Origin of the sequence: Flavobacterium hercynium, from assembly GCF_002217285.1 — a bacterium.
Lineage (GTDB): Bacteria > Bacteroidota > Bacteroidia > Flavobacteriales > Flavobacteriaceae > Flavobacterium > Flavobacterium hercynium.
Map to the genome: position 1 here is coordinate 1 of NZ_MUGW01000020.1, position 16,310 is coordinate 16,310.

Annotated in this window: 17 protein-coding genes and 1 tRNA gene; 13 read left to right on the forward strand and 5 right to left on the reverse strand. The window is 33.3% G+C overall.

Annotation, left to right across the window (positions count from 1 at the left end; all coding sequences use genetic code 11):
• The first annotated feature begins 190 nt into the window (after positions 1 to 190).
• The 4 genes from B0A66_RS09840 (at position 191) to B0A66_RS09855 (ending at position 5,118) form a co-directional block, all read left to right on the forward strand.
• Positions 191 to 1,351, forward strand: coding sequence for a helix-turn-helix domain-containing protein (locus B0A66_RS09840; RefSeq protein WP_089049691.1), 1,161 nt, complete (start codon positions 191 to 193; stop codon positions 1,349 to 1,351).
• Between the two features lie 242 nt (positions 1,352 to 1,593).
• A complete protein-coding gene (locus B0A66_RS09845) occupies positions 1,594 to 2,301 on the forward strand; it encodes a retropepsin-like aspartic protease (RefSeq protein ID WP_165766600.1) in 708 nt (235 codons plus the stop codon).
• Between the two features lie 243 nt (positions 2,302 to 2,544).
• On the forward strand, positions 2,545 to 2,868 hold the full coding sequence (locus B0A66_RS09850) for a DUF6660 family protein (protein WP_089049693.1): 324 nt from the start codon (positions 2,545 to 2,547) through the stop codon (positions 2,866 to 2,868).
• Between the two features lie 72 nt (positions 2,869 to 2,940).
• A complete protein-coding gene (locus tag B0A66_RS09855) occupies positions 2,941 to 5,118 on the forward strand; it encodes a TonB-dependent receptor (protein ID WP_089049694.1) in 2,178 nt (725 codons plus the stop codon).
• A gap of 164 nt (positions 5,119 to 5,282) precedes the next feature.
• Here the strand turns inward: B0A66_RS09855 and B0A66_RS09860 are convergent.
• Together B0A66_RS09860 and B0A66_RS09865 are read right to left on the reverse strand one after the other, a co-directional pair.
• A tRNA-Val gene (locus B0A66_RS09860) sits at positions 5,283 to 5,360 on the reverse strand.
• Between the two features lie 180 nt (positions 5,361 to 5,540).
• On the reverse strand, positions 5,541 to 6,767 hold the full coding sequence (locus B0A66_RS09865; protein ID WP_089049695.1) for a bifunctional folylpolyglutamate synthase/dihydrofolate synthase: 1,227 nt from the start codon (positions 6,765 to 6,767) through the stop codon (positions 5,541 to 5,543).
• Between the two features lie 131 nt (positions 6,768 to 6,898).
• Here B0A66_RS09865 and B0A66_RS09870 point away from each other — a divergent pair, with 131 nt between their 5' ends.
• The gene (locus B0A66_RS09870) at positions 6,899 to 7,594 is read left to right on the forward strand and encodes a MotA/TolQ/ExbB proton channel family protein (protein ID WP_089049696.1); all 696 of its coding nucleotides are present in this window, start codon (positions 6,899 to 6,901) and stop codon (positions 7,592 to 7,594) included.
• Positions 7,595 to 7,597: 3 nt separating this feature from the next.
• Positions 7,598 to 7,993: an ExbD/TolR family protein gene (locus tag B0A66_RS09875; RefSeq protein ID WP_089049697.1), complete on the forward strand. Its 396-nt coding sequence runs from the start codon at positions 7,598 to 7,600 to the stop codon at positions 7,991 to 7,993.
• A 131-nt stretch (positions 7,994 to 8,124) separates the two neighbouring features.
• Here B0A66_RS09875 and B0A66_RS09880 read toward each other — a convergent pair whose 3' ends face one another.
• The 3 genes from B0A66_RS09880 to B0A66_RS09890 all read right to left on the reverse strand — a co-directional run bounded on the left by B0A66_RS09880 (position 8,125) and on the right by B0A66_RS09890 (position 11,154).
• On the reverse strand, positions 8,125 to 9,036 hold the full coding sequence (locus tag B0A66_RS09880) for a hypothetical protein (protein WP_089049698.1): 912 nt from the start codon (positions 9,034 to 9,036) through the stop codon (positions 8,125 to 8,127).
• A gap of 171 nt (positions 9,037 to 9,207) precedes the next feature.
• The gene (locus tag B0A66_RS09885) at positions 9,208 to 10,434 is read right to left on the reverse strand and encodes a Glu/Leu/Phe/Val dehydrogenase dimerization domain-containing protein (RefSeq protein WP_089049699.1); all 1,227 of its coding nucleotides are present in this window, start codon (positions 10,432 to 10,434) and stop codon (positions 9,208 to 9,210) included.
• A 144-nt stretch (positions 10,435 to 10,578) separates the two neighbouring features.
• Positions 10,579 to 11,154 carry a chalcone isomerase family protein gene (locus tag B0A66_RS09890; protein ID WP_089049700.1) on the reverse strand — a complete coding sequence of 192 codons (576 nt, stop codon included), beginning with the start codon at positions 11,152 to 11,154 and terminating at the stop codon, positions 10,579 to 10,581.
• Positions 11,155 to 11,641: 487 nt separating this feature from the next.
• On the opposite strand from B0A66_RS09890, the gene B0A66_RS09895 reads away from it, so the two are divergent.
• The 7 genes from B0A66_RS09895 to B0A66_RS09925 all read left to right on the forward strand — a co-directional run bounded on the left by B0A66_RS09895 (position 11,642) and on the right by B0A66_RS09925 (position 16,302).
• Positions 11,642 to 12,784 (forward strand): acyl-CoA dehydrogenase, encoded by a 1,143-nt coding sequence (locus tag B0A66_RS09895; RefSeq protein ID WP_089049701.1) that lies wholly within the window; start codon positions 11,642 to 11,644, stop codon positions 12,782 to 12,784.
• A gap of 105 nt (positions 12,785 to 12,889) precedes the next feature.
• Entirely contained in the window at positions 12,890 to 13,567 is a 678-nt protein-coding gene (locus B0A66_RS09900) for a Crp/Fnr family transcriptional regulator (RefSeq protein ID WP_089049852.1), read from the forward strand.
• 89 nt (positions 13,568 to 13,656) lie between these two features.
• Positions 13,657 to 14,253: a peroxiredoxin-like family protein gene (locus tag B0A66_RS09905; RefSeq protein WP_089049702.1), complete on the forward strand. Its 597-nt coding sequence runs from the start codon at positions 13,657 to 13,659 to the stop codon at positions 14,251 to 14,253.
• A 6-nt stretch (positions 14,254 to 14,259) separates the two neighbouring features.
• Positions 14,260 to 14,718, forward strand: coding sequence for a YHS domain-containing (seleno)protein (locus B0A66_RS09910; RefSeq protein ID WP_089049703.1), 459 nt, complete (start codon positions 14,260 to 14,262; stop codon positions 14,716 to 14,718).
• An 8-nt stretch (positions 14,719 to 14,726) separates the two neighbouring features.
• Positions 14,727 to 15,110, forward strand: a complete 384-nt coding sequence (locus B0A66_RS09915) for a DoxX family membrane protein (protein ID WP_089049704.1) — start codon at positions 14,727 to 14,729, stop codon at positions 15,108 to 15,110.
• Between the two features lie 5 nt (positions 15,111 to 15,115).
• Positions 15,116 to 15,604 (forward strand): hypothetical protein, encoded by a 489-nt coding sequence (locus B0A66_RS09920; protein WP_089049705.1) that lies wholly within the window; start codon positions 15,116 to 15,118, stop codon positions 15,602 to 15,604.
• Entirely contained in the window at positions 15,592 to 16,302 is a 711-nt protein-coding gene (locus B0A66_RS09925) for an NRDE family protein (protein WP_089049706.1), read from the forward strand. Before B0A66_RS09920 ends, B0A66_RS09925 begins: the two co-directional genes overlap by 13 nt.
• Positions 16,303 to 16,310: the final 8 nt, after the last annotated feature.

The window sequence follows — 16,310 nt, forward strand, 5'->3', positions numbered from 1 at the left end:
GAGTTTTTGTAATTTTGTGGTCCTTACGAACCTGTTTACGAACCATTTTTTGCAGGATTTGAAGAAGCTTTCAAGCAAGTAGTTTTAAGTAAAATTGATTAAGAGATATTTTCATATCTTAGCCTGTCAGAAATGACTATTTTTAGTCGTAATATAAAAATTAAGAGAGTAAAAAAATAAAATTGCTTAAATGGATAGTTTCAATTTTCAAAAGACCATCGCAATAATTTCTGTATTTATTTTATTTCTTCTTATTATATTTTTATTGACAGCCGATTCCAATAAAAAACTATCGAATCGACTTTTTGCAGGGTATCTCATTCTTACTGCTGTTGATGCCAGCGGGGCTTTTATTTCCAACACTATTATTTCCATTCACACAAGTATAGAAGTTTTTAGATGGACGATGATTTTATTGAATATCCCCCTCTTTTATGTATATGTGTTGTCGCTTTGTTATGAAGATTTTCAATTGAAGACAAAATATTTACTGCACTGCATTCCATTTGTGGTCCTTAACTTAATTTTAGTTTTTAGAATCTATTCAAATGAATTCGATAAAAGATTTTTTTTCAGACATCATTCCGAAACTGCTGAAATGATAATTTTTCAAATTATGATTGAAGTGCAATATTTTTTATACGTTATAATGATCATTTCGTTGTTAAAAAAGTATAAAAAAATCTATCTCGAAAATAATTCGTTTTCTACTAATTCCGTTTATAAATGGCTATTTCAAATAACAATTGTATTTGCAATAGTTCACTATTTCGGGACTTTTAAAAATATTCTACGATATACAGATTATCATCAACTTTTGATATTTGTTAACGGCTTTTTAGAAATCATTGCATTGATAGCAATAAGTTGGTTTGTTTTACAATCGCTTAAATATTCAGAATTTTTTAAAGGAATAACTTCTGAAGTAGAATTAGTAAAAGGCTTTACCAAAACACATATTCCGAAAACCTTAATTCAGGAAGAAAAGAATAACCATAGTATTATCAATTTTCAAGTTGAAATGCTAAAGAAATATATGATTGAAAAAAAACCTTATTTAGATCCATCACTTTCATTGCAAAATTTGGCTTCACAAATAAATATGCCAGCTCGTGAATTATCGATTTTGGTTAATTCAAATATGAATATGCGTTTTTTTGATTTTGTAAATCAATATCGTATTGAAAATGCAATGGAATTATTACAAAATCATTCTAAAAGCGATTTAACGGCTTTAGAAATTCTGTACAAAGTAGGTTTTAATTCAAAATCATCATTTAATACTGCTTTTAAAAAACATACTTCTTTGACACCTAGTGAATATAGAAAAACTTATTCTAAAATTTATTAGATAAAATTAGTGATTATTTGGTTCGACTTCATGAAATCGGTCGTTTTGCAGCAGATAATAAATCAAATTTGCTTCCAATTAAAGACAATATTGTCTGAACGGGATAATGCTGAAAACCAAATTTAGAGTAAGCAAAAAGAATTATGAAAACAAAAAAAACAGTATTTAGTCTGCTGTTCGCGTGCATTGCTATTTCCAGTTTTGCGCAAGATACCATTCAACTTAAAGCGTATGTTGAAAACATGAAAACAATAGATGTTTTCATTGAAGGGAAAAAATATAATTTTCTCTTTGATACTGGTGGCGCTGATACGTTCATTTCTCCGGAGATTGCAAAATCTTTAAATAAAGAAATATACGGCAGTATTACAGGGTTTAGAATGAGTGGCGAAATAATTAAGGCAAAAAAAGCAAATGACATTGCACTTACAATAGGAACAACAAAACTACTTCATAAAACAGTTAGTGTTTGGGATTTAATGAGTATTCTTCCTAAAGATTTTTCAAGAATTGATGGCATAATATCTCTTAAATCCTTTGAGGAAAATGTTCTGACTATTGATCTCTCTAAAAATATTGTAATTGTCGAAAATAAAAATTCTGCTAAAAAGAAGATAAAAGGAAAATTGCCTTTAAAAACGAGATTTGCAAACGGTCTGGAAGGATCAGAGCTGAATATATTTTTTGGTATACCAAAGGACAAAAATCTTTATTGGTTTCTTTTTGATTCAGGAAACAGCGGTCCGCTACTTCTTTCACAAGAAAGTGCTGAAATTTGGAAAGTGCAAAATGAAAAAAATCAGGAATCAGAATTTATCATTGGTGAAAAAAAACTTAGAATAAAACCTTTCGTCAGAGACATAATTTATGACGGGGTTCTCAATTTCGAAGCAATTAGTAATTATGTTTTTACAATTGATTTAAGAAACAAAGAAGTTTGGATTAATTAAAAACCGATTGTTTAAACCTTAAGTTCTTCGAATCACTAATCCCTGTGAATTTAGGCACTGAGGAATATTCTAAAAGTTCTAAGGTAACTTTCGAACCAAAATAAACCTCCAAAATCAAATGACTTTGGAGGTTTATAAATTATAGTGGTCCTTAAGAACCTGTTTACGAACCATTTTTTGCAGGATTTGAAGAAACTTATAGCTAAATAAGTTACTAATGAATTTTATATCTAAATTTGTTATGTGAAAATACTCGTAACAATATTGTCTTTTATTGTACTGCTTCTTTCGACAGTACCTTGTTCTGCATTTACTAAACACTCAAAATGTAGTGTTGAAAAAAATTGCGAGAATGATTCACATGACTGCGGTAAGGAGTGCAATGGAAAATGTTCTCCATTTTATTCATGCGGAACCTGCGTGGGTTTTACCATAAACTCTAATTCTGTAATTATCACTGAAAAATTAGAATTCATTATCGAAGAAGCGCAACAGACATTAAGTTACAATAAGTTTGTAGATTCTTCTTTTTTCTGTAAAATTTGGCAACCTCCTAAAACTTCTTAATTTAAACAATTTTAGCCCGCTTAATTTATTATTATGCAGGCTCATTATCTATATTAATTTAAGAAATCACAAATGTTTAAATATATTTTATTAATTGTGGCAATAGTATCTATTGGCACTGTACAGGCACAGAATACAATCAAATTCCATATAAACAATGCTGTAACTAATGAACCTGTAAAAGGTGCAACTGCAAAAATTGAAGAAACAAATTCCATTTTCAAATCTGACAATGATGGTAATATCATTCTTGAAAATCTTAAAAACGGAAATTATACCTTGTCTATCTCAATAGAAGGTTACGTGCCAAACAGAATACTTTTTAAAGTACCTTCAACTGCTAATTTTATAGAAATCGCATTGCAAAGCGAAGACGAAGAGGCTGAAGAAATGGAAGAAATAATTGTTACTTCAACCAGAGGAACAAGAACAATTAGCAATATTCCGACTAGAGTAGAATTTATTGCTGGGGAAGAATTGGAAGAAAAAGCCAATATGAAACCAGGCGATATTCGCATGATGCTTAATGAAAGTACTGGAATCCAAACCCAACAGACTTCTGCAACTTCTGGTAACTCTTCCATCAGGATTCAAGGATTAGATGGTCGATATACCCAAATATTAAAAGATGGATTTCCAATCTACTCAGGAGCTTCAAGCGGACTGGGATTACTCCAGACTCCTCCATTAGATTTAAAACAAGTTGAAATAATAAAAGGTTCTGCTTCTACTCTTTATGGCGGAGGAGCAATTGCAGGTTTGGTCAATCTTGTGTCTAAAACTCCGACCGAAGAAAGAGAACTACGATTTTTAATTAATGGAACCTCTGCTCTTGGTTTGGATATCAATGGATTTTATTCCCAGCAGTTTAACAAAATTGGATTAACCGTTTTTGCGTCCCATGATCGAAACGCACCATATGATCCTGCTGATATACAATTAACTGCTATTCCGAAATTTGAACGTTTTAATTTTAATCCAAAGCTATTTGTAAATTTTAATGAAAACACTAAACTAAATTTTGGTATAAACACCGTCTTTGAAAATCGTATAGGTGGAAATATTGATTATATTAAAGATGAAAACAAATATCCTGGCAGTTACTTCGAAAGAAATAAAACCCAGAGAATAAGTACTCAGTTTGCGTTAACTCATAAATTCAATGAGAAAGAATCTTTAACTATTAAAAACAGTTTTAACAATTTCAGCCGTGTTATCACGATTCCTGATTACGTTTTTGACGGCTTGCAAAATAGTACCTTTTCTGAAATCAGCTATTCTAAAAATGGTGAAATTGCAGAATGGGTTGCCGGGGGAAATTTATATACCGACAATTTTACTGAAAATAGTCAGGCCTCTTTTCCTTTAAGAAACTATAACCAGATTACATACGGTGCTTTCCTTCAAAATACCGTGAAAGCTAAAGAATGGCTGGAAATAGAAACAGGTCTAAGAGGCGATTATGTTATTGATTATGGGTTCTCACTGCTTCCAAGAGTTTCGGCTTTATTTAAAATTAGTTCTAAGTTTACATCTCGAATTGGAGGAGGTTTGGGCTATAAAACCCCTGCTATTTTTACTGAAGAAAGTGAACGCATACAGTATCAAAATGTTCTTCCTATTAACAGTGATTTTAATAAACTTGAAAAAAGTTACGGTTTTAATTTTGATGTAAATTATAAAACTAAAATTACAGAAGATCTTTCCTTATCATGGAATCAGTTATTTTTCTACACCAATGTCGATAATCCTTTGATATTAAACCCTCTTCCTGATAACATTTATCAGTTTGTAAACGTAAACGGATATTTGGACACTAAAGGAACTGAAACAAACATGAAATTAGGATATAAAGATTTTAAGTTGTTTCTAGGTTATACCTACACAGATGCATCGATAGATTCTAATGGAGTAAAATCTCAAAACCCTTTAACAGCTAAACACAGATTAAATAATGTTTTGATGTACGAAGTTGAAGAAAAATGGAAAGCTGGTTTAGAAGCATACTATTACAGTTCTCAAAAATTAAGTGACGGCACAACAGGAAGAGACTACTGGATTTTTGGTTTTATGGCGGAAAGACTTTGGGAGAATTTTTCAGTTTATGCCAATTTCGAAAACTTTACAGACACTAGGCAAACCAAATTTGGAAGCATATATACAGGAACTATTACAAATCCCGTTTTCAAAGATATCTATGCACCGTTAGACGGATTTGTAGTTAATGCAGGTATCAAAATTAAAATTTAAGTTTAAAAACTATTTGTATTTATCGTAAACTTTTTGACCTTAAGGTATTCGAATCAAAAATCTCTGTAAAACCAATAGATGAAACGTGGTATATAAAAATGGCACGTAATTTTCGAACCAAAAAAAACCTCCAAAATCAAATGACTTTGGAGGTTTCTAAATTTTGGTGGGCGATGAGGGGTTCGAACCCCCGACCCCCTCGGTGTAAACGAGGTGCTCTGAACCAGCTGAGCTAATCGCCCTATTTTACTAGGTCGCTATCATTTCGTGATTGCGAGTGCAAATATACGCTTGTTTTTGAGTTCTGCAAACAAAAAACAGAAAAAAATTAAACTTTTTTTCAATGTTTTCGCTATCTCGCTGTAATGTAATTTGTTAGGGACGTTATTTTTTTTGACTTTTTTTAGATTTACCTCTGCGTTTTACGATAAAGGCAATTCCGCAACAACAAAAGTACTTCCGCCTACATAAATAAAATCATTTTCAGAAGCATTATTCTTTGCTTCTAGAAACGCCGCAGCTACAGAATCGTATTTTTCACCTAATAAACCATGAGTTTTCGCAGCACTTTGTAAAATCTCAGTAGCTAAGCCACGGGAAGAATCAGGTCTGCAAAAATAATATTGAGCGTTTTTAGGAAAAAGAGGCAAAATAGAATCCAGGTCTTTGTCGTTTACAACTCCCAGAACAATATGCAGTTTTTCGAAAGTCCCTTTCTGAATCTGGTTCAGCACAACAGTCAAACCATGTTTGTTATGAGCGGTGTCGCAAATTATTTTAGGCGAAGAACCCAATTGCTGCCATCTTCCTTGCAATCCTGTGTTTTTAACAACATGCAGTAATCCCGATTTTAGCTGATCATCCGAAACTTTAAATTCATTTTGTGTGTTAAGTATTGCGATGGTTTGCTGAACTGTTTTTTTATTATGAAACTGATAATCGCCAATTAGGTCAGAAGCAAATACATCTATAACCAGTTCAGAGGCAAAATAAATGGGAGCGCTTTTTTCTTCGGCTTTAGCCAAAAAAACAGGCTTCGTTTCTGCGGTATATTCGCCAATAACAACCGGAACGTTTTGTTTAATAATTCCCGCTTTCTCTCCGGCAATTGCCTGCGTTGTATTTCCTAAAAACTGAGTGTGATCTAAATCGATATTCGTAATAACAGACACCAAAGGCGTAATAATGTTTGTCGCGTCCAATCTTCCGCCCAGACCCACTTCTATAATCGCAATGTCTACTTTTTCTGAAACAAAATAATCAAACGCCAGGCCAACAGACATTTCGAAAAAACTCATATCATTGGCTTCAAAAAAAGATTTGTGCTCGGCGATGAACTCACAAACAAAATCTTCAGAAATATCTTCGCCATTAATTTTAATTCTTTCTCTAAAATCTTTTAGGTGAGGCGATGTGTATAATCCTACTTTATATCCGGCTTCCTGTAGAACGGAGGCAAGCATGTGCGAGGTCGAACCTTTTCCGTTTGTTCCCGCTACGTGAATGCACTTTAAAACGTTCTCAGGATTGCCAAGATGCGCAGAAAGCAACCTAATATTGGTTAGGTCTTCTTTGTACGCAGAAGCCCCCTGTAATTGATACATTGGCAATTGATTAAACATCCAATTTGTGGTGTCTTGATAGTTCATTAATTTGGATAAAATAAGTTGTGAGTTGAAATAATTTTCACTTTTTTTAGTTTAATATTACAATGAAAATTATCTTTATTGCAAATTTCAAATATTTTTTAGAATTAATTATTAAAAACACGAATTAATATATGTTTAGTTTCATTCAATTACAAACAGATACCATCGCAAACGCCGCATCTAACGTAGTTATCGAAAAAATTGCTCCCAATACGGAGATCTCTGTTTTGGGGTTTATTTTAAAGGGAGGTTTCTTTTTAATTCCCATTGCGATCTTATTGTTTTATACGTTTTACGTAATTATTGAGCGTTATTTGTATATCAGCAAAGCATCAAAAATAGACAACAGATTAGTGCAGGATATTGGAGATAAATTAAACTCAGGAAATATAGAACACGCCAGAACAATTGTAGAAAGAAGCGATTCAGCCGTTGGAAATATTTTAAAAGAAGGAGTTTTGGTAATCGGACGACCAATTGCAGAAATAGAATCTAATATGGACCGTGCAGCCGATATCGAAATTGGTGAAATGGAAAGACGTTTAGGACATTTGGGACTAATTGCCGGTATCGCACCAACATTAGGATTTATTGGAACCATTTCCGGAGTTATCAAGATTTTTTACAGCATATCAGTAACAGAAAATATTAGTATCGGAAACATCTCAGGAGGTCTATACGAGAAAATGATCAGTAGTGGATCCGGATTAATCGTTGGAATCATCGCTTATAGTGGATATCACTTATTGAATGGAAAAATCGATGATTTTGCTTTAAAAATTCAGAAACAAATATTAGAATTTGTCAATATAATTCAAAGAGCATAAGGTATGTCTATTAAAAGAAAAAGAAGATTTCATGCCGAAGTGGCCACTTCATCCCTGAGTGACATTATGTTTTTCTTGCTGTTGTTTTTTCTTATTATCTCAACGCTTGCAAATCCAAATGTTATTAAGATGACATTGCCCAAAGCAAAATCGAATGAAAAAACCAACAAACAGCTTATTAGCTTGTCGGTTACAGAAGATAAAAAATTCTACATTGATAAAGAACCAGTTGATTTTGAAAATCTGGAAACTAGTTTAATGTCAAAAATAGGAGCAGACAAAACGCAAACAGTTGTAGTACGAATTCCGTTTAACCTTCAGGTGCAGGATTTAGTAGATGTATTGCAAATAGGAGTAAAGAACAATCTAAAGTTTGTCATTGCTACAAGTCCAAAGTAAAATAAGTTGGGCGTGACCACAATAAAAAAATGGGCTAATCAGCATAACGTTGATTCGCCCATTTTTTTATTCCGGTCGGGCTATCCGCGTTACTTCGGTAACTAGCTTCTATCCCTCACGCAAACGAAACCTTAATCCGCATTCAGACTAAAATTATAAATTATCTTACCAACTTGTTTTGCAGGAGCGTTACTGTCAGCATCCCATTTGGTATTCATTGCTGCAATTTTAGCCTGGTCAAGCAAACACTTTGCTAAGTTTGTAGTTCCTTTTATTCCAGGTGTAGCGCTAATGGTTCTTCCGTTTTGATCGACCGTAACCTCTACAACCACTTTTCCTGATTCATCGCAATTGTATTTTGGTGCAGGTTTAGAAAGTGCTTTTCTGTTTCCCAGCGAATATCCGGATCCTCCGCCCGTTCCACCACCGCTTCCGGCGCCGTAACCACTTCCGGTTCCAATACCGCTGCCTGTTCCGTTTCCTCCGCCAGTTCCTCCTCCGGAACCACCTGTTCCGTAATAACCACCGGAGCTTAAACTTCCACCGGCTTTACCTTTATTTCCGGCTACTTTATCATCACCATCTCCGCCTTTGTTAGATCCTTTCATAATACTGGACAAAGCATCATTGGTAGAATTAGAAACTTTTGGTTTCTCCGGTACCGGTTTAGTTTCCGGTTTTATGGTTTGCGTTGGTTTTTTAGGCTTTTCTTTCGGTGCAATCACAACATCATCATCGTCTGTTGCACTGTTTTCTTGTGTTATAGTGGCTTCTTCCGGTGTTGCCGCTTTTGAAGGAGTTTGCTTAGCTTGATTTTTCACTTCTAAAACTTCACTTTTATAATTCGCTCCCGAACCCAAATCACTATCTCCAAAATTTACAGTAACGCCACCGCCACCACCGCCTTCAGCAAGCGCTGCATTATTTTCGGGATTGTAAGGAGGCCAAAATCGGATAAAAAACAGCAAGAGCAAAAACGCACCATATACTGCTGTAGTGATGAATAGGGATTTCTTTTTGTTATAAGAATCGATAGAAGTCATTTAGATTCTGAATTTTGTAATTGTATATTGTAAAAACGTTTAAAAGTACTAAAAATTGTTTACAATCAAAGTGGTGTAAAGAATTTAACCGTCACAGATAAACATCATTAAAGGGTATAAAAAAAGCGAGCCAAATTGCAGTAAGGCTCGCTAATGAATAGGTATGTAAAATTATACTAACTGTTTCAATGCAATTTCAAAAGCAGTCGCACTAATATTTGTTTTAGATGAATTTAAAGCATGTGCTTTTACGATAGCATTTTTAATAATCTCAGATGTATCATTAAAAATAGCCTCATCCGTCATTTGTACTTTTTTCTCCATGAAATAAGCAAAAACACGTGCCATTCCACAGTTTGAGATAAAGTCAGGAATCAAACTTACTTTGCGGTCTACTTCTTCCATGATCGATCCAAAGAAAATTTCTTTATCAGCAAAAGGAACATTCGCTCCACAAGAAATTACTTCTAATCCGTTCGCAATTAAACTGTCGATTTGGTTTTGTGTTACCAATCTTGACGCCGCACAAGGAGTAAAAATTTCAGCACCAATAGTCCAGATTTTAGAATTGATTTCTTCAAACGGAATCATGTTGTCAGCTACTAATTTATTTCCGTCTTTATTTAAAAATAAAGTTCTGATTTCTTCAAAAGTAAAACCGTTTTCGTTTATAAGCCCACCATCGCGATCGATGATACCTACAACTTTAGCGCCCATTTCAGCAAGGTAAAAAGCGGCAGCAGATCCTACGTTTCCAAAACCTTGTACAATTGCTTTTTTTCCTTTTACATCACCGCCATATGTTTGGTAAAAATGACGAACAGCTTCGGCAACGCCATAACCTGTAATCATGTCGGCAACAGTATATTTTCTGGTTACATCTGGTGAAAATTGAGGATTTTCGATTACTTTGATAACACCTTGACGCAATTGACCAATTCTGTTAATTTTATCAGCTTCTGTAGGTTTGAAGTGACCGTTGAAAACACCTTCTTGCGGATGCCATACACCACATTCTTCCGTCATTGGAATAACTTCATGAATTTCATCAACATTTAAATCACCACCCGTTCCGTAATAACTTTTTAATAAAGGAGAAACCGCTTTATACCAACGTTGTAAAACGCCTTTTTTGCGGGGATCGTTCGGGTCAAAATTAATTCCTGATTTAGCACCACCAATTGCAGGTCCGGAAACAGAGAATTTAACTTCCATTGTTTTTGCCAATGATAAAACCTCGTTCATATCCAGGCCTTTTCTCATTCTGGTTCCACCACCGGCAGCTCCTCCACGAAGAGAATTGATTACGGTCCATCCTTCAGCTTCGGTCTCAGAATCTTTCCAGTTAAAAACAATCTCTGGTTCTTTATTTTCAAATTGTTGTAATAAATCTTTCATTTTGTTAGGATATGTTTGTTTTTTGTAAAAGTATAAAATAGAATAATGCGAATAATGTATTTTTAGTCAATTTTAATTAACAAAAAAAAGAAAGCCGAAAACATACGATTTTCGGCTTAAAATGTAGAATCAATACAAGTTGAATTATATTCCTAATAAATGTTTTTTCAATGTTTCGTCAACCGGTTTGTCTGAAAGCCAGATTCCGAATAATGCTTTTTTAAAGTCAAATCCTGAAATTTTTCCTTTCACAACCTGATTCTTGATAACATTGATTGTTTGGTCATAAGGATTGTATGCTAGTAAAAAAACATCTTTCTCCTTTATTTCGTCACTCAAATAGTTTTTAAGTTCTTCTATTCTTGGTCTTAATTCTGCAATATTACTTCCTGCAGATTTTTCGAAACCTGCATTTATTGCTTTGGTTAATTTATTGGAAGAAACCAAAGCTGAGGTAATTTCGATTCGAATTGCCATTTCAGTATCACTGTCCATTATAAAAGCCGGATCCTGACTTAACTGCGATAAATATAATGCCTGAACGTAAACTTCTAACCACATTTTGGATCTTCCGCCAGCACCATTTAATTGCAAAGATTTACCTTGGAAATCAACTTTCCGTGGCACATTTACGCCATTAACATCTATATGAGTCTGAGCAGAAACCGTGGACATTTGCAGACTCAAAAGGAGTGTAATTATTAATAAAATTTTTTTCATGTTTTGTAGATATTATATTTTTTGGGCAAAAATAATGTTAATTTCTTAATATAAAGATGTTTTTCTGAATGTTTTTTTTGCTGTAATTTTTTAATTTAGCGTCGTATTTATTTAACAATCAAATTAATAAGACTAGGTTTACGTAGTTTTGCGTGTTTTACAATTTATTTACATATTCGCAGTTGCATAATATTCTGTTTTTTGAGATTTTCTCCATTTTTGACAACATTTTAATTCTTAAATTTTAAATAAAATATTGCTAAATTCATGTGATTAAGTTTAAAAATGCCAATTATTACGAAAACGTTATCGCAATCGTTGCTGATCTTTTAATTTTATATGCATGCATTGTTAATTTCGCATTTAAAAATTATCTTTGAAAGCGTTACAAAACATCAAAAACAATAAAAAAAAATAAAAAACCAACATAACTATAAACGATTTTTTATCGATAATGGTTTTGAAAAAACAATAAATAAAAAGAACTATGGATTTTAATCTTACCGAAGAACATTTAATGATTCAGCAAGCTGCGAGAGATTTTGCTCAAAACGAACTTTTGCCTGGTGTAATCGAGCGTGACGAAAAGCAAATTTTTCCAACAGAACAAGTAAAAAAAATGGGACAACTCGGATTCATGGGAATGATGGTTGATCCTAAATACGGAGGAAGCGGGTTAGATGCTATTTCGTATGTTATTGCAATGGAAGAAATCTCAAAAGTAGATGCATCGGCTTCAGTAGTAATGTCTGTAAATAATTCTTTAGTTTGTTGGGGTTTACAGGAATTTGGAACGGAAGAACAAAAACAAAAATATTTACCGGGTTTAGCTTCTGGTGAAATTCACGGTGCTTTTTGCTTAAGCGAACCAGAAGCAGGAAGTGATGCGACTTCGCAAAAAACTACCGCAAAAGATATGGGAGACCATTATTTGGTAAACGGTACAAAAAACTGGATTACCAACGGAAATACAGCTTCTGTATATTTGGTAATTGCGCAAACCAATCCAGAGTTAAAACACAAAGGGATTAATGCGTTGATTATGACTAAAGATATGCCGGGATTTTCTGTTGGACCAAAAGAACAAAAAATGGGAATCCGCGGTTCTGATACGCATTCGCTAATGTTTAGTGATGTAAAAGTTCCTAAAGAAAACAGAATTGGTGAGGACGGATTTGGATTTAAGTTTGCTATGAAAACACTTGCCGGAGGACGTATCGGAATTGCTTCTCAGGCTTTAGGAATCGCATCAGGTGCTTATGAACTGGCGTTGAAATATTCGAAAGAACGTAAAGCTTTTGGAACTGAAATTTGCAATCATCAGGCAATTGCTTTTAAATTAGCAGATATGGCCGTTAATATCGAAGCAGCACGTCATTTATGTATGAAAGCTGCCTGGGACAAAGACCAACATAAAAATTATGATGTGAGTGGAGCAATGGCAAAATTATTTGCTTCGCAGGTAGCAATGGACACCGCTGTAGAAGCAGTTCAGATTCATGGAGGTAATGGTTATGTAAAAGAGTACCATGTAGAGCGTTTTATGCGTGATGCAAAAATTACACAGATTTATGAAGGAACGTCTGAAATTCAGAAAATTGTAATTTCAAGATCGGTTATCGCAGGATAATTTTCTTTGGAAAAAATATTTATAAACCCTTTCAGGCTTTCTGCGATGAAAGGGTTTTTTATTTATGAGCTAAAATTACTACATTTACAAATAGAAACTTATTTTATGTACGAAGATTTAAAATATTGGTACTTACGAGATCATAAATTGTTCAGAATATTGAGTTATTCACAAATCAAGCAATTGTGCATTATTACGGGTTTCAAAAAAGCATCAAAAGGAGAAATTATTTATTTTTCATCGTCAGATGTACCTCGAATTTTTTTACTTAAAAAAGGAAATATCAAAATTGTTGCTGTCGATGATGATGGCAACGAAACCATAAAAGACATTATTCAAAAAGGAGATTTATTTGGAGAATTGACTTTAGAAACAGATAATAAAGTCGAAGAATATGCCAAAGTACTCTCGGACGATGTTTCTATTTGTAGTTTTTTAATGTCCGATTTTGAGGATTTATTACTTAGAAATCCAACATTAGCGCTTTCATACACCAAATTTGTGGGTTTAAAAATGAAGCGTATCAAAAATAATTATGCCAATTTAGTTTCCAAAGATGCCAAAACCAGATTGTATCAGTTCCTAAAAGACTGGGCAGAACAAGAGGGAGTCAAAAACGGAAACACAGTGATTATTGAAAACTATCTTACCCAAAATGATATTGCTCAGATTATATGCACTTCAAGACAAACGGCTACACAATTGCTGAATGAAATGGAAACAAATCAACTTTTAGACTACAACAGAAAACAAATTATCATTCCCGATATTACCAAATTATAATTATTTCTGGCTAAGTGTAAATTAGCTGACATTTTGCTTTTTCATATTACAATAATTTTGATCATTGAAATAATGTAAAATAATTGAATATGAAGAAAGTACTTTTTATGCTTTGCTTAGCGTTTACTTCAGTTGGTAACGCACAAAATGCAATTGCAAATTCGGCAATAGATATAGCTCCTTTACTAATAGGAGAAAAGATCCCCAATATTACTTTGAAAACACCTGACAATACAGATGTAAACATTTCAGACTTATTCAAAAATAAAAAAACAGTTCTGGTTTTTTATCGTGGAGGCTGGTGCCCATATTGCAATGCGCATTTGCAGGCAATGGCTGAAGCCGAAAAACAAATTTTGGAGTTAGGTTATCAAGTCATTGCGGTAAGTCCGGATGCTCCTGAAAATTTAAAAATTACAGCAGAAAAAGAAAAAGTGAAATACACCTTACTTTCTGATTCAACAGGAGAATTGATGAAAGCGGCTGGTATTGCTTTTAAAGCCCCTGAAAAATACAAAAGCATACTTAAAGTAAATTCTAAAGGTAGTAATAAAGGTTTTTTACCTGTTCCATCTATTTTTGTTGTGAATTCTGACAGCAATATACTTTTTGAATATATAGCGCCTAATTTTAAGCATCGTATTATGCCTGAATTACTTGTTTCAGTATTAAAAAACTTAAAATAAAATAAGATGAAAAAGCTAGTATTACTTTTATTAGTTTTCGTTTCCGGCAATTTATTTGCACAAAATGAGGATAAACGGGTTAGTCAGTTTAATTTAGAAAACAAAGTTGCGATTCAGGGTTATGATCCCATTGGCTATTTTAATCAAGGAAAAGCAATCAAAGGCAAAAAAGAACTTGCGGTGATGTATCGGGGTGTGATATATCAATTTTCATCCGTAGAAAATAAGAATTATTTTTTGAAAAACCCATCAAAATACGAACCTCAATACGGAGGATGGTGTGCGTATGCAATGGGAAAAGCCAATGATAAAGTGGAAATAAATCCGGAAACCTTCAAAGTTGTCGATGGTAAATTGTTCCTCTTTTACAACGCTTATTTTAATAATACGCTAAAAAGCTGGAATAAAGAGGAAAGCAATTTAAAAGCAAAAGCAGACAACAATTGGAAAAATATATATAAATAACTGAAATCATGAAAAAAGAAATTTTAATATGGATTCTTAGATTAACGGCTTCAGTTATTTTATTACAAACCTTGTATTTTAAGTTCAGTGGAGCAGAAGAAAGTATTTATATTTTTTCTAGTTTAGGAGTTGAACCTTACGGAAGAATTGGTTCCGGTATAATTGAATTGATCGCCGCAATTTTGATTCTGATACCTAAAACGACTTGGATGGGAGCTCTTGCTGCTGCCGGTGTTATGATAGGGGCGGTCTTATCGCATGTATTTGTTTTGGGAATAGAAGTTAAAAATGACGGTGGAACATTGTTTATTTTGGCACTTGTTACGCTATTGTGCAGTTTAGGATTGCTTTATTTCAATAAAAGTAAATTATTATCTAACCTTCTAAATTAAAAGTTATGTTATTAAAATCAATACATCACAGTTTAAATGAGTTAATAGATTTATTGCATCAATTATCTGATAAAGAATATTCAAAATCTTGCGGATCTTTAAGTAACGCTACTATTGGCGAACATACAAGACACATTCTCGAACTATTTCAATGTCTTGAAAAAAGTTATGATTCCGGCATTTTAAATTACGATGATCGGGAAAGAAACCATCGAATTCAAACCGATACTAAATTCGCTATGACTTGCATAGAAAAAATTAAAGAAGGATTAAAAAGTGAGAACAAAACAATTTACCTTCAGCAGGAAATTGATGGACTTTCCTTCAATATTCAAAGTAATTATTACAGAGAATTGCTTTATAATCTGGAACATTGTATTCATCACCAGGCGCTTATTAAAGTGGCAGTTCTGCAATGCGAGAATGTTTTTATTGATGAAAATTTTGGTGTAGCGCGCTCCACTATAGCCTATAGAAAACAATGTGCACAGTAAGTTTTGTAAATAATAATGGAGTTGCAATTATTACTTCGAACCGGGATGAAAAAATAATTCGTCCAAGCGCTATTGCGCCAAAAAATTACGTTTACAATAAAACAAATATCATTTATCCAAAAGATGCTAAAGCCGGAGGCACCTGGTTTGCTGTAAATGAAAACGGAATAGTTATAGTATTATTAAATGGCGGGATTAAAAAACATGATCAAGTACTTCCGTATCGAAAAAGCCGCGGACTAATTGTTTTGGATATTGCAGCTCATGACTCACCAAAGGATTTTTGGAAAATAATTGATCTTGATAATATTGAACCGTTTACTTTAGTTTTATATCAGGAACAGAAATTATACGAATTGATTTGGGATGGTTTTGAAAAGAGAACGACAGAACTGGACGAATCTAAAAATCACATTTGGTCATCAGTTACCTTGTATCCGGAAGAAGTTAGAAATAAACGATCAGATTGGTTCTTTGATTTTCTGAAAGATAGAAATGAAATCTCATCCGAAGATATGCTTTACTTTCATAGAAATACACAAAGTGATGATGCTCAAAATGGTTTAATCATTAATAGAGAAGATACAATGAAAACATTAAGCGTAACACAAACTGTAATCGAACAAAATAAAGGTGTTATGAAATATTATGATTTAGTGAAAACAGAAGATTTTTCGACCGCTTTTATTCGTATTTAAAAAAATAG

Excerpts from the sequence above, each read along its gene's own strand:
- B0A66_RS09840 (WP_089049691.1), top strand. The coding sequence starts at position 191 with ATGGATAGTTTCAATTTTCAAAAGACCATCGCAATAATTTCTGTATTT.
- B0A66_RS09845 (WP_165766600.1), top strand. The coding sequence starts at position 1,594 with ATGAAAACAATAGATGTTTTCATTGAAGGGAAAAAATATAATTTTCTC.
- B0A66_RS09855 (WP_089049694.1), top strand. The coding sequence starts at position 2,941 with ATGTTTAAATATATTTTATTAATTGTGGCAATAGTATCTATTGGCACT.
- B0A66_RS09865 (WP_089049695.1), bottom strand. The coding sequence starts at position 6,767 with ATGAACTATCAAGACACCACAAATTGGATGTTTAATCAATTGCCAATG.
- B0A66_RS09870 (WP_089049696.1), top strand. The coding sequence starts at position 6,899 with ATGTTTAGTTTCATTCAATTACAAACAGATACCATCGCAAACGCCGCA.
- B0A66_RS09875 (WP_089049697.1), top strand. The coding sequence starts at position 7,598 with ATGTCTATTAAAAGAAAAAGAAGATTTCATGCCGAAGTGGCCACTTCA.
- B0A66_RS09880 (WP_089049698.1), bottom strand. The coding sequence starts at position 9,036 with ATGACTTCTATCGATTCTTATAACAAAAAGAAATCCCTATTCATCACT.
- B0A66_RS09885 (WP_089049699.1), bottom strand. The coding sequence starts at position 10,434 with ATGAAAGATTTATTACAACAATTTGAAAATAAAGAACCAGAGATTGTT.
- B0A66_RS09890 (WP_089049700.1), bottom strand. The coding sequence starts at position 11,154 with ATGAAAAAAATTTTATTAATAATTACACTCCTTTTGAGTCTGCAAATG.
- B0A66_RS09895 (WP_089049701.1), top strand. The coding sequence starts at position 11,642 with ATGGATTTTAATCTTACCGAAGAACATTTAATGATTCAGCAAGCTGCG.
- B0A66_RS09900 (WP_089049852.1), top strand. The coding sequence starts at position 12,890 with ATGTACGAAGATTTAAAATATTGGTACTTACGAGATCATAAATTGTTC.
- B0A66_RS09905 (WP_089049702.1), top strand. The coding sequence starts at position 13,657 with ATGAAGAAAGTACTTTTTATGCTTTGCTTAGCGTTTACTTCAGTTGGT.
- B0A66_RS09910 (WP_089049703.1), top strand. The coding sequence starts at position 14,260 with ATGAAAAAGCTAGTATTACTTTTATTAGTTTTCGTTTCCGGCAATTTA.
- B0A66_RS09915 (WP_089049704.1), top strand. The coding sequence starts at position 14,727 with ATGAAAAAAGAAATTTTAATATGGATTCTTAGATTAACGGCTTCAGTT.
- B0A66_RS09920 (WP_089049705.1), top strand. The coding sequence starts at position 15,116 with ATGTTATTAAAATCAATACATCACAGTTTAAATGAGTTAATAGATTTA.
- B0A66_RS09925 (WP_089049706.1), top strand. The coding sequence starts at position 15,592 with ATGTGCACAGTAAGTTTTGTAAATAATAATGGAGTTGCAATTATTACT.